At 65.3% G+C, this 12,998-nt stretch carries 11 protein-coding genes; 8 read left to right on the top strand and 3 right to left on the bottom strand.

The genetic code is table 11. The features are described 5' to 3' along the window. Positions 1 to 60 precede the first annotated feature (60 nt). Positions 61 to 846, bottom strand: a complete 786-nt coding sequence (gene ehuA / locus ABIE08_RS07185) for an ectoine/hydroxyectoine ABC transporter ATP-binding protein EhuA (protein ID WP_354549860.1) — start codon at positions 844 to 846, stop codon at positions 61 to 63. A gap of 120 nt (positions 847 to 966) precedes the next feature. Continuing rightward, complete coding sequence (locus tag ABIE08_RS07190; RefSeq protein WP_354549861.1) at positions 967 to 2,352, bottom strand: PLP-dependent aminotransferase family protein; 1,386 nt, start codon at positions 2,350 to 2,352, stop codon at positions 967 to 969. Positions 2,353 to 2,438: 86 nt separating this feature from the next. On the opposite strand from ABIE08_RS07190, the gene ABIE08_RS07195 reads away from it, so the two are divergent. The 8 genes from ABIE08_RS07195 (at position 2,439) to ABIE08_RS07230 (ending at position 12,417) form a co-directional block, all read left to right on the top strand. Next, positions 2,439 to 2,924, top strand: a complete 486-nt coding sequence (locus ABIE08_RS07195; RefSeq protein WP_354549862.1) for an Lrp/AsnC family transcriptional regulator — start codon at positions 2,439 to 2,441, stop codon at positions 2,922 to 2,924. Positions 2,925 to 3,056: 132 nt separating this feature from the next. After that, positions 3,057 to 4,553, top strand: coding sequence for an NAD-dependent succinate-semialdehyde dehydrogenase (locus ABIE08_RS07200; protein WP_354551613.1), 1,497 nt, complete (start codon positions 3,057 to 3,059; stop codon positions 4,551 to 4,553). A gap of 44 nt (positions 4,554 to 4,597) precedes the next feature. Further along, the gene (locus ABIE08_RS07205) at positions 4,598 to 5,968 is read left to right on the top strand and encodes an aspartate aminotransferase family protein (protein WP_354549863.1); all 1,371 of its coding nucleotides are present in this window, start codon (positions 4,598 to 4,600) and stop codon (positions 5,966 to 5,968) included. A gap of 215 nt (positions 5,969 to 6,183) precedes the next feature. Continuing rightward, positions 6,184 to 7,188 carry a LacI family DNA-binding transcriptional regulator gene (locus tag ABIE08_RS07210; RefSeq protein WP_354549864.1) on the top strand — a complete coding sequence of 335 codons (1,005 nt, stop codon included), beginning with the start codon at positions 6,184 to 6,186 and terminating at the stop codon, positions 7,186 to 7,188. Between the two features lie 27 nt (positions 7,189 to 7,215). Beyond that, positions 7,216 to 8,532: an ABC transporter substrate-binding protein gene (locus tag ABIE08_RS07215; protein WP_354549865.1), complete on the top strand. Its 1,317-nt coding sequence runs from the start codon at positions 7,216 to 7,218 to the stop codon at positions 8,530 to 8,532. A gap of 63 nt (positions 8,533 to 8,595) precedes the next feature. Beyond that, positions 8,596 to 9,441 (top strand): carbohydrate ABC transporter permease, encoded by an 846-nt coding sequence (locus ABIE08_RS07220; RefSeq protein ID WP_354549866.1) that lies wholly within the window; start codon positions 8,596 to 8,598, stop codon positions 9,439 to 9,441. After that, positions 9,438 to 10,283: a carbohydrate ABC transporter permease gene (locus ABIE08_RS07225; protein WP_354549867.1), complete on the top strand. Its 846-nt coding sequence runs from the start codon at positions 9,438 to 9,440 to the stop codon at positions 10,281 to 10,283. Before ABIE08_RS07220 ends, ABIE08_RS07225 begins: the two co-directional genes overlap by 4 nt. 25 nt (positions 10,284 to 10,308) lie before the next feature. Further along, on the top strand, positions 10,309 to 12,417 hold the full coding sequence (locus tag ABIE08_RS07230; RefSeq protein WP_354549868.1) for an ADP-ribosylglycohydrolase family protein: 2,109 nt from the start codon (positions 10,309 to 10,311) through the stop codon (positions 12,415 to 12,417). Positions 12,418 to 12,542: 125 nt separating this feature from the next. On the opposite strand, the gene ABIE08_RS07235 is transcribed toward ABIE08_RS07230, so the two are convergent. After that, positions 12,543 to 12,944: a hypothetical protein gene (locus ABIE08_RS07235; protein WP_354549869.1), complete on the bottom strand. Its 402-nt coding sequence runs from the start codon at positions 12,942 to 12,944 to the stop codon at positions 12,543 to 12,545. Between the last annotated feature and the right edge of the window lie 54 nt (positions 12,945 to 12,998).

Genomic DNA, 12,998 nt, shown 5'->3' on the forward strand with positions numbered 1-12,998 from the left:
ACTCCTTCGGTTGATTGGCTCTTGCGGCGGAAGGTTCTTGCCAGCACGGCAGCTCTGCGGTCAGACCCGCAGTCCTGCCGCGATGATCTTTTTCAGGAAGGATTGCGTACGTTCCTGCTTGGGATGCCGGAAGATGTCGTCGGGCTTGCCTTCCTCGACGATCCGGCCTCGATCGAAAAACAGGACGCGGTCGGCGAAGTCGTGTGCGAAGCCCATTTCGTGCGTCACGAGCAGCATCGTCATGTCGGTCTCGGCGGCGAGCTTGCGCATGACGTTCAGCACCTCTTCGACCAGTTCGGGATCGAGCGCCGAGGTGACTTCGTCGAACAGCATGATCTTGGGGCTGAGGGCGAGAGCGCGTGCGATGGCGACGCGCTGCTTCTGGCCGCCGGAGAGCTCCGCCGGCATCGCCTTCGCCTTTTCCGCCATGCCCACCATGTCGAGCAGTTCCATGGCGCGCTTCTCGGCGGCGGCCCGGGGAACGCCCTTGGTCAGCATCGGCGCGAGCACGACATTGTCGAGCACCGACATGTGCGGGAACAGGTTGAACAGCTGGAACACCATGCCGATCTTCTGGCGCATCCGCGTCAGGTGGCGCTCGTCGGCGTCTATAAGGCCGCCGTTGCGCTCCATGTGGTAGAGCTGTTCGCCGTCGATCGTGATGTGGCCGCTATCGATGCGCTCGAGCGTCATCAGGATGCGCAGTATGGTGGTCTTGCCGGAGCCCGATGGCCCGATGAGCGCCAGTTTCTCGCCGGGCATCACCTGCATCGAGAGCTGGTCCAGCACCTTGAAGGCGCCGAAGCTCTTGCTGATTGCGTCAATCTGGATGATCGGCTGAGGCATTGTCTTCCCGGTACCGAGGTAAGATGCCCCAAACGATGGGTAACTTATCAAATCATGTCAATTCGTAAAATAATATCAGTACAATTATTCCTTATTGTGCTTATTTCCTGGCCGCGAAGCCTAGATTGCGAGCAATAGATACTCCGGCTTGCCGAGCAGGAGCCGCGCCACCACACCCAGGCCGGTGCGCAATTCAGCCTCGGTGGTCGAGCCGAGCGACACCCGCACGGCCGGCTGCCACGGCGCGTCCGACGTGCGGAAAGAGGCGCCGGGCGCAATCGCCACGCCCTGCAGGCGCGCCTGCGCGACGAAGCCTTCCTCGGTGTGATGTTCCGAAAGCGGCAGCCACAGATGCAGCGCGTTGGGATGGGTTCGCACGCGACTGCCGCCCAGAATTTCGGCAACGATGACCTGACGGCGCCGCAGCGCGTTGCGCTGCCAGTTCACCAATTCCATCGCCGTGCCGTCCGTCACCCATTTCGAGGCGATCTCGGCGATGATCGGCGTCGCCATCCAGTTCGAGACGAGATGGCGGTTGGCGACGGCGGCGGCATAGCGGTCGGGCGCGAGCAGATAGCCGATGCGCAGGCCGGGCACGGTGATCTTGGTGAAGCTGGTCAGGTAAAGCGTGCGCTCCGGCGCCATGCAGGCGATCGGCGCGGGACGGTCGCTCACCAGCGGCCCGAGCACGTCGCTCTCAATGATGGCGATGTCATGCTTGCGGGCGACCTCCACCAGCGCGGCGCGGCGCGTCTCGCTCATCAGCGTGGCCGTCGGGTTGATCACCGACGGCTGGATGAACACGGCGCGAATGTCGGAAACCCGGCAGGCCTCGTCCAGCGCATCCGGGATGATCCCGTCGCCGTCGATCGGCAGGCCATGCAGGTTGAAGCCGAGATAGCTGGCCAGGGGCACCAGTGTGTGATGGCCGATCGCCTCGGTCGCGACGCTCGATCCCGGCGGGGCGACACTCATCAGCGCCACGGTCATCGCCGCCGTCGCGCCATTGGTCAGGCTGATGTTCTGCGGCGAAGCCGTGATGCCGCAGACCTTCAGCCAGTCGACCGCGATGGCGCGGTGGCGCGGAAACACAACATTGGGCCGGAACGACAGGCCGGAACTCGACGGCAAGTGATCGCCAAGCCAGGTTAGCGCCTGCTTCAGCCGATCCAGATGCATGGGCTCGCAGACTGGTTTCAGGATCGAAAGGTCGATCAGTTCGCCTAGGCGCTCCGGCAGATAGGGCGGCTCGACCTCGCGGCGCACGGTCTGGACGAAGCTGCCGCGCCCGATCTCGCCCGAAATCAGGCCCCGCCGGATCAGTTCCTCATAGGCGCGGCTGACGGTCTGCACGGAGAGGCCGAGTTCGTAAGCCAGCTTGCGGTGCGTCGGCAGACGCGTGGCGTTCGGCAGCTGTCCGTCATGGATCGCGCGCGCAAACTGCTCGGCCAGCGAGAGATAGGCCGGGCGCTTCAGGAGGGTGGGATCGGGTCGCCAGATTGTCATGACGCATTAGAGATGGAAATCAGTGCAATTGACAATGGCCCGATGCCGCTCCCATGGTCGCGCAGGCATAGATTGCACAGGCAGACATGACGAAACTCGATGCCATCGACCTCAAGATCCTCGACGCGATCCAGCGCGACGGGCGCGTCACCAAACTGGCCCTGGCCGAGAAGGTAGGATTGTCGGCCACGCCTGCCTGGATGCGCCTGCGCAAGCTGGAAAAGGCGGGCATCGTTTCGGGCTATCATGCGCGGATCGCCGTACGGCGGGTGGCACCGGTCGCCAGCGTCATGATGGAGGTGACGCTCGCCAACCATCGCCAGTCCGACTTCGACCGATTCGAGCGCGCGGTGGCGACGACGCCGGAGATCGTCGCCTGCTGGTCTGTCGGCGGCGGCGTCGACTACATCCTGAAGATCATGGCAGCCGACATCGATGCCTATCAGAGGCTCGTCGACAGCCTGCTCGACCGCGAACTCGGCATAGACCGCTACTTCACCTACATCGTCACCAAGACGGTGAAGGAAGAGACCGTCCTGCCGCTGGAGACCCTCCTCCCCGCCCCCGAGTGATGCGCCCGTAGAGAGATTGACTACGGCCTGCGGCGGATTTGGCCAAAGTCTCTGCGGCCGCCCCCGGCAATAGACAATCTGTCGTCCGGCCTCTGGCAGACTCGGCTTCCGCATCAGCCAGAGGAGGCCGACATCGCTGCCGTATTCGCCCGCACCGCATTCCACGACGCGCTGGCCCGCCTTCGCGATCCCCACCTGCTGCGCGATCTCTCCTATGTCGGCGGCCGCTGGGTAGCCGGCCGCGACGGCGCCAGCTTCAAGGTCACCGACCCAGCCTCCGGCGTGCCGCTTGCCTGGGTCGCCTCGCTCGACGGCGAGCAGACGGGCGAGGCCATTTCGGCCGCCGCCAGCGCTTTTCCCGCCTGGCGGGACCGACTGCCGCAGCAGCGCGCGGCAATCCTGCGCGCCTGGCACGGGCTGATGCTGGAAGCGCGCGAGGACCTGGCGCTGCTGATGACGCTCGAGCAGGGCAAGCCGCTGGCAGAATCGCGGGGCGAGATCGACTACGCCGCCTCGTTCCTCGAGTGGTATGCCGACGAAGGAAAGCGTCTCAACGCCGAGAACGTCACCAGCCACCTGCCCGACGCCGAGATGATCGTGCGCCGCGAGGCGCTCGGTGTCGTCGGCATCGTGACGCCGTGGAATTTTCCCGCCGCCATGATCACGCGAAAGGCCGCCGCGGCGCTTGCCGCCGGCTGCACGGTCGTCGCCCACCCTTCCGGCGAAACGCCGCTTTCGGCGCTGGCGCTGGCCGAGCTCGGCGAGCGCGCCGGCCTCCCCGCCGGCGTCTTCAACGTCGTCACCGGCGACGCCGCCACCATCGTCGGCCGCATGAATGACGATACCCGCGTTCGGGCCATGAGCTTCACCGGCTCGACGGAGATCGGCAAGCGCATCGCCGCCGCCTGCGCCCCCAGCCTGAAACGGCTGGTGATGGAACTGGGCGGCCATGCGCCGCTGATCGTCTTCGCCGATGCCGATCTCGACAAGGCCGTCGACATCGCCATCGACGCCAAGTTCGCGACCTCGGGCCAGGATTGTCTGGCCGCCAACCGCCTCTATGTCGAACGCCCTCTGCTCGCGGCCTTCACCAGGGCGTTCAAGGCCCGGGCCGAGGCGCTGAAGGTCGGCGGCGGGCTGGAGCCGGGCGTGGAGATCGGCCCGCTGATGCATGAGCGCGCCATCGCCAAGGTCGAGGAGCAGGTCGCCGACGCGCTGAAATGCGGCGCCAGGCTTCTGACCGGCGGCAGGCGCCACAAGGCCGGCCCGCTCTTCTACGAGCCGACCGTGCTTGCCGACGTCCCCGACGATGCGCTGATCATGCGCGAGGAAACCTTCGGCCCCGTCGCCGCCATCGCCGTCTTCGACAGCGAGGCGGAGGTGATCGCGCGGGCCAACGACACCGAGTACGGCCTCGTCGCCTATGTCGTCACCCAGAACGGCGCGCGTCAGATGCGGCTCGGCCGGGCGCTGGAATACGGCATGGTCGCGGTCAACCGGGTCAAGATCACCGGCGGCCCCATCCCCTTCGGCGGCTGGAAGCAGTCCGGCCTAGGCCGCGAGGGCTCGCGCCACGGCATCGAGGCGTTCACCGAGCTCAAATATCTCTGCATCGACACCGCCGCCTGATCCAAAGCTCGGATCGCGGCGACACCAACATTGAAGGATAGACCATGGACGGACGCAACGAACTCACCGCCTGGGATCGCGACCACTTCTTCCATCCCTCGACCCACATGGGCATGCACGCCCGCGGCGAGACGCCGACCCGCGTCATCCGCAGCGGCGAAGGCGTCTACATCACCGACACCAACGGCAAGACCAGCCTCGACGCCTTTGCCGGCCTCTATTGCGTCAATGTCGGCTATGGCCGCCAGAAGATCGCCGACGCCATCGCCGAGCAGGCGAAGAACCTGGCCTATTACCACGCCTATGTCGGCCACGGCACGGAAGCCTCGATCACCCTTTCCAAGATGATCATCGACCGCGCGCCGGAAGGCATGTCGAAGGTCTACTTCGGCCTGTCCGGTTCCGACGCCAACGAGACCAACATCAAGCTGATCTGGTACTACAACAACGTGCTCGGCCGGCCCGAGAAGAAGAAGATCATCTCGCGCTGGCGCGGCTATCACGGCTCCGGCGTGATGACGGGATCGCTGACCGGCCTGCATCTGTTCCACAACGCCTTCGACCTGCCGCGCGCGCCGGTCCTGCATACGGAAGCGCCCTATTACTTCCGCCGCGAGGATCGCTCGCAGACCGAGGAGCAGTTCTCGCAGCATTGCGCCGACAAGCTGGAGGAGATGATCCTGGCCGAGGGGCCGGACACCATCGCCGCCTTCATCGGTGAGCCGATCCTCGGCACGGGCGGCATCGTGCCGCCGCCGGCCGGCTACTGGGAAAAGATCCAGGCCGTGCTGGAGAAATACGACATCCTGCTCGTCGCCGACGAGGTCGTCACCGGCTTCGGGCGGCTCGGCACCATGTTCGGCTCCGACCACTACGGCATGAAGCCGGACCTGATCACCATCGCCAAGGGCCTGACCTCGGCCTATGCGCCGCTGTCGGGCGTCATCGTTTCCGACCGGATGTGGCAGGTGCTGCTCCAGGGCTCCGACAAGCTCGGCCCGATCGGCCATGGCTGGACCTATTCGGCCCACCCGATCTGCGCGGCCGCCGGCGTCGCCAATCTCGAACTGATCGACGAGCTCGGCCTGGTCGAGAACGCCGGCTCGACCGGCGCCTATTTCCGCGAACAGCTGGCGCAGGCCGTCGGCGACCATCCCCATGTCGGCGACGTGCGCGGCGACGGCATGATCGCGGCCGTCGAGTTCGTCGAGGACAAGGACGACCGGACGTTTTTCGACCCCGCGCGAAAGATCGGACCGCAGGTCTCGGCCGCGCTGCTGGAGCGCGGCGTCATCGGCCGCGCCATGCCGCAGGGCGACATCCTCGGCTTCGCGCCACCGCTCTGCATGACCCGCGAGGAAACCGACATCGTGGTGGCAGCGGCGGCGAGCGCCATCAAGAGCGTCTTCGCCTGACATAGAGACGCTTTCCGCGCTACCCGGACACAGCCCGGCGGCGCCGCCCTACCAGTCGCCACGAAAGGCCCGCCACTCATCCTGGCGGGCCTTTTCGGTATGGCCCGACGGACGCAGGCGCTGCCCCGGCACCCCATCGGACCCCGCGCAGGAATCCATTTGACTCCGCCGAGAGCTCACTTATACGTATAAATAATACGTATAAGGGGAGCCCAATGTCGCCCAGACCCACTCAGAAGGACGTCGCGATCCGTGCCGGCGTCTCGCAGGCAACGGTGTCGATGGTGCTGGGTGGCGCGACGACCCAATCGGTCTCGGCCGAGACGGTGCAGCGGATCCGGGCGGTCGCCGAGGAACTCGGCTATGTGCCGAACCGCTTCGCCCAGGCGCTGAAGACGCGGCGGACGATGACAATCGCCTGCATCGTTCCCGACATCACCAACCCCTTCTATCCCGGCCTCATCCGCGGGGTGCAGAAGATCGCCCAGGACCGCGACTACGACGTCATCGCGGTGAATACCGACGGCGTGCCGGCCCGCGAGCGGCATTTCCTTGACTGGGCGCGGCAGGGACGCGTCGACGGCGTCGTCGGCGTGTTCTTCACCGTCCGCGTCCAGGATTTCGTGCCCCTGCTGGATATCGGCATTCCCGTGGTGCGGATTGAATCGGCCAAGAAACGGGGCGGCGATCTTGCCATCGATGACATCTTCGTCGACAGCCACGCCGCCGCGATTTCGGTCACCGAGCACCTGATCGCCAAGGGACACCGCCGCATCGCGATGGTGGCCGGCACCGGCGGACCGCAGGGCGTCCGGGTCGAGGGCTATCGCGATGCGCTGGCGCGCGCCGGGATCGAACCCCTCGTCGCCATCGAGAATGATTTCAGCGAAGTCGCGGGCTTCCGCGCCGCCGAGGCCATCCTGGCGACGGGATACGGGCCGACGGCGATCTTCGCCGCCAACGACCTGATGGCGATCGGCGTCATGCAGGCGCTGCGCGAGCGCAACATCGACATACCGGGCCAGGTCGCCGTCTTCGGATTTGACGACATTTCGGCCGCGCGGCTGGTCACGCCACCGCTGAGCACGGTCGCCCAGTTTCAGGACCGGATGGGGGAGAAAGCCGCCGAAATCCTGATCGAACGCCTGAGCGGGACCCGCTCCGGCAAAGGCACGATTGAGGAAATGCCGTTTCAGCTGATCGAGCGCGGCACCGTCTAGACGTCAGATTGATTTTAGGAGGAAACCATGAAGAGACGTACATTCATCGCCGGATCCCTCGGGCTCCTGGCCAGCACCGCCCTGATCGGCCATGCCTTTGCCGAGGGCAAGCGCATCACCTGGTGGTATGAGAGCGCCGATCCGAAGCAGCAGGGCTACATCAAGACGGGCATCCTCGAGCCTTTCAATGCGGCCAACCCCGACTTCAACCTGACCATCGACTATCGCGGCACCGAGCTCGACAAGCAGATGCGCGTCGCGCTGCTTTCCGGCAACGGCCCGGACATCGTCTATACGGCCGGCCCGACCTATGTCGCGCCCATGGCCCGCGCCGGCCAGCTGCTCGCCCTCGACGACTACATGGCCCGCTTTGGCTGGGCCGACCGGATTCTTCCCGTCTTCATTGAGATGGGCAAGTATGACGGCAAGCTCTATGCGCTGCCGAAGACCTACGAGACCCTCGGCCTCTTCTACAACAAGACCCTGTTCGAGAAGCATGGCTGGAAGGCGCCGACGACGATCGCCGAGCTCGAGACGCTGGCCGACGCGATGCTCGCCGAGAAGATCGTGCCCTTCGCTTCGGGCAACGCCAACTGGCGCCCGGCCAACGAGCACTATGTCTCGATCGTGCTCAATTCGATCGCGGGCCCGGAAAATGTCTACAAGGCGCTGAAGGGCGAACTGCCCTGGACGGCCGAGCCCTTCGTCCAGGCTATCGATACGCTGAACAAGTGGTGGCAGAAGGGCTATTTCGGTCCCAACTACTTCTCGCTCAGTGACGAGCAGGCCTTCGCCCAGATGGCGACCGGCCAGGCCGGCATGATGCCCACGGGCACCTGGCAGTTCCAGCGCGTGAACACCTATTTCCCGCCCAACAACGCCGAAGTCGGCTTTGTCGGCTTCCCGAGCGCCGAGGGCGTCAAGGGCCCGGTCTATCCGCTCGGCGTCGGCTCGACCTTCTCGATCGCGACCACTTCCAAGAATGCGGACGGCGCCGCGGCGGCCATCGACTACATCTTCTCCGAGAAGTCCTATGGCGTCATGAACTCGCTCTGGCCGGGCGAGTGGAACACCCCGCTCGATGACCTCTCCAAGGTGAAGGTCGATAACGGCCTGCCGATCTATACCGAGACGATGAAGACGCTGGCCGAGGCCGTCGGCGACAACCAGTACGGCTACACCACCTGGACCTTCCTGCCGCCGGCGACCGATTCCTACCTGGTCAGTGGTATCGAGGAAGTCTGGCTCGGCCGCAGCACCACCGCCCAGTTCCTGGAACAACTCAACGCGACGTTCCTGCAGGAAAAGGCCGACGGCAAGGTGCCGGCCATCCCCGCCCGGTAGCACCCCCACGCCTGACGGAGCGGCGGCGCGATCGTCGCCGCTCCTTCCCGCGGAGAACCCAGCATGTATCGGCTCTATCTCGTCCCGACATTGCTCATCAATGTCGTCATCATCTTCATTCCCGCAGTCCTGACCATTGCGCTGGCCTTCTTCCGCTGGGACGGCATCACGACGCCCGTCTTCATCGGGCTTCAGAATTTCCAGGCCCTGTGGTTCGACCGCGTGTTCTGGACCGCGCTCACCAACAACCTGATCTGGACCGGCATTTTCCTGACGATCCCGATCTTCATGGGCCTGCTGGCGGCGACGCTGCTGCTGATCGCCCGTCGCGGCAGCATGTTCTTCCAGGTGATCTACTTCCTGCCGATGATCATCGCGACCGCGATCCTTGCGCGCGTCTGGCAGGGCATGATCTACAGCCCGGTCTCGGGCGTGAACGGCATGCTGCAGCGCATGGGCTTTCCCACGCTGGACCCGCTGACGCAGCCCTCCACCGCGCTGCTCGGCATCGCCACCGTCGACCTCTGGCACTGGTGGGGATTTCTGTGCGTCATCTTCTTCGCCGCGCTCCGCCAGGTCCCGCAGGAGCAGATCGAATTCGCCCGGCTCGAAGGCGTCAGCTTCTGGAAGATCCTGCGCTACGTGCTGATCCCGGCGATCTGGCCGACCATCACCCTGATGATGATCATGACGGTGATCTGGTCGTTCCTGGTGTTCGACTTCGTCTACATCCTGACCCAGGGCGGCCCAGCCTTCTCCAGCGAAGTGCTCTCCACCCTCGCCTATCGCAGCGCCTTCTACGACCTCGCGGTCGGCAAGGCCGCGGCCGTCGCCGTCGTCATCAGCCTGTTCGGCCTGGTCGCGACCGCCTTCTACATCCGGGCGCAGGCCAAGGAGTTCCACCAGTGAAGCACGAAGTGAAACTCGTCGAGAGCCGGACGACGCTCATCCTGACCTATACGGTGCTCAGCATCGCGCTGATCATCACGCTGTTTCCGATCGCGCTGCTGGTGCTGAATTCCGTCAAGCCGGCCGCCCAGATCGTGCAGAACCCGCTGGCCTGGCCCGAGACGTTTCGCTGGGACAATTTCACCCGCGCCTGGGAAGACGCCCGCTTCTCCCAGACCATGCTGAATTCGGTGATCCTGACGGCGACGACCATTATTCTGGTCTGCACGACGTCCTCGCTGACCGCCTATGTGCTCGCCAGGCGCAAGATCGAAAGCTGGAAGATCGTCACCTTCTACCTGCTCGGCACGACGACGGCGCCGATCCAGCTCTTTCTGTTTCCGCTCTATTTCGGCTTCGCCAAGCTCGGCCTGATCAACAATCCCTTCGCCGTGGCGCTGATCTACACGGCGATCTTCTCGCCCTTCGCCGTCATGCTGCTGCGCACCTACTTCCTCGCCATCCCCGGCGAACTCGAGGAAGCCGCGCAGATCGACGGCGCCAGTCACTGGCAGGTCTTCACCCGGATCATGCTGCCGATCGTCTCGCCCGGCATCCTGACCGTGGCGCTGATCATCGGCCTCTATTCATGGAACGAGTTCCTGATCGCCACGACCTTCCTGCAGGGCTCGGAGAACATGACCGCCGTCGTGTCCTTCTTCCTGCTGAGCGGCCAGTACAGCTCCGACTGGGGGGAGATCATGGCAGCCGCGCTGATCATCGTCCTGCCCGTCGTCATCCTCTTTGTCCTGCTGCAGCGCCGCTTCATCGAAGGCATGGCCGGCGGCTCGGTGAAGGGCTGATACCAAAATTTCTATGGAGGCAACATTGACCCTACCGAGCGATTATCTGGACCGCGTCTATGCCGGCGTTCTCGGCAAGCTGATCGGCGTCTATCTCGGCCGCCCCTTCGAGGGCTGGACCTACCAGCGCATCATGGAGGAGCTCGGTCCGATCGACTATTACGTCCACGACCGCCTCGACCAGCCGCTGGTCGTCACCGATGACGACGTCGCCGGAACCTTCACCTTCGTCCGCGCGCTGGAAGACTACGGCGTTTCGCCGGACCTGTCGGCCGAGGATATCGGCAAGGCCTGGCTCAACTACATCGTCGAAGAGCGCTCGATCCTGTGGTGGGGCGGCGTCGGCAATTCAACCGAGCACACCGCCTGGATCAATTTGAAGAAGGGCATCCCCGCCCCCGCTTCCGGCTCCATGGCCACCAACGGCCAGCCGGTTGCCGAGCAGATCGGCGCGCAGATCTTCATCGATGGCTGGGCGCTCGTCGCGCCGAACCAGCCGAAGCTGGCGGCCAAGCTCGCCGAGCAGGCCGGCAAGGTCAGCCATGACGGCGAATCCGTCTATGCCGCCATGCTCTGGGCCGCGATGGAGGCAGAAGCCTTCGGGAGTCGCGACATCGACCACCTGCTCGATGTCGGCCTCTCGGTCATTCCGGCCGACTGCCTGATCGCCAAGCTGATCGCCGACGTGCGCCGCTGGCACAGGGAGAACGCTGACTGGCGCGTCGCCCGCCAGCTCATCCAGGACCATTACGGCTACGACAAATATCCCGGCAACTGCCACGTCGTGCCCAACCACGCGCTGATGATCATGTCGGTGCTCTACGCGCCGGACGATTTCCAGAAGGCGCAGATGATCGTCAACACGTCGGGCTGGGATACCGATTGCAACGCCGGCAATGTCGGCTGCCTCATGGGCATCATGCTGGGTCTCGACGGCATCGAGGCCGGGCCCGACTGGCGTGGCCCCATCGCCGACCGCCTGCTGATCTCGTCCGCCGATGGCGGCAATTCGATCAACGACGCCGTCCGCGTCTCCTATTACCTCGCCAATCTCGGCCGCCAGCTTGCCGGCCAGGACAAGCTCGCCAAGCCGAAGGACGGCGCGCAGTTCCACTTCTCGCTGCCCGGCAGCCAGCAGGGATTCCGCCCACAGGCCGGCTTCACCGCCAATGCCCATCTCCGCATCGGCAACGAGGCATTCGGCAACGCGCGCGCCCTGTCGATCGGCTACGAGGCGCTCGGACCCGGCCAGCAAGCGGCGGCGATCAGTCCGACCTTCTCGCCGCCCGAACTCCTCAACATGCGCACCTACGACCTGATGGCGACGCCGCTTGTCTATCCGGGCCAGGTCGTGAAGGCCCGCATCGCGGCCCCGTCCGCCAACAAGGGCGACGTCGAGGCACGGCTGCGGCTGCGCGTCTATGACGGCGCCGACAAGCTGCGCGATGTCGATGGCGAGGCCGTCACCCTCGCGCCGGGCGCCGACACCGTGCTCGCCTGGAAGCTGCCGGAGCTGGACGGCCAGCCGATCGCCGAGATCGGCATCGTCCTGACGGCGTCGGGGCGCCGCGCCGACGGCAAGGTGCTGGTCGACTACCTGCGCTGGGACGGCGCGCCGGAAGTGACGCTGAAGCGTCCGGCCGGCGACGGCGATTTCTGGCGCATGGCCTGGGTCAACGGCGTCAGCTTCTTCTCGAAACGCTTCCCGCCGAGCTTCCGCATCTCGCAGTCGCTCGGCGACGGCATCGTCTCGCACGGCACGCGGGAATGGACCGATTACGCGCTCGACGCGGACATCATGATCCATCTCGCCGTGCATGGCGGCGTCGCGCTGCGCGTCCAGGGCCTGCGCCGCTATTACAGCCTCCGCATCACCCGCGAGGGCCAGCTCCAGATCGTGCGCGTGCGCGACGAAAAGGAGGACGTGCTGGCATCCAAGCCGTTCGAATTCGTGCTGGAAAAGGCGATCCCGGTCCGCGCGCGCGTGGTCGGCTCGACGATCTCGGCCACGGTCGGCGGCGTCGCCATCGAAGCGACCGACCACAGCGCCGAAGCGTTCCGCGATGGCGGCATCGGCCTGACCGTCTATGAAGGCGCGCTTTCGACCGACGCGGTCAAGATCTCGGCCGCCTGACCCATGCCCTGCGCAGAGGGCTCGCCCTCTGCGCAGCAGGCCGGACGCGCTGCGCTTGCCAGAGCGGCGGTTGCCGCTCCCCCTCAACGCTTAAGGCCCGCCGCTCCCCGCGGCGGGCCTTTGCCTTAAGTCCGCTTGAGCGCTTCCAGCTCTGGGAACGGATACCAGCGCAGTTGGGGCTCCGCGCAGGCGGCGGCGTTTGGATTGATGCCGACGGGATATTTGCCGACCAGGCGAATGGAAACGGCCTTGCGCCCGGCGTAACCGCCCGCCGCGTCCTTGGCGTTCGCTTTCACGCAGACAAACTGCACCTCGCCTCCGGGCGCGTCCATGACGCTCGAAATCTCGGCATCGCGAACCGAATAGGGATCGACCAGGTAATCCTTCGCGTCATGCACGATCACACGTCGGATCTCGGCCGATGGAGGATGCTGGCTGGCCAACGCATCCTCCCGCGGGCTGGATACACAACCGGACAGCACGAGCACAGCCGCGACAACAAACAGACTTCTCAAGATGGCCCCCAAGACATGCGCGCCCCGCAAATCGCCGGATCGCAATCCCAGAGGCTATGGCTCCAC

The sequence above is a fragment of the Kaistia defluvii genome (assembly GCF_040548815.1).
Classification (GTDB): domain Bacteria; phylum Pseudomonadota; class Alphaproteobacteria; order Rhizobiales; family Kaistiaceae; genus Kaistia; species Kaistia defluvii_A.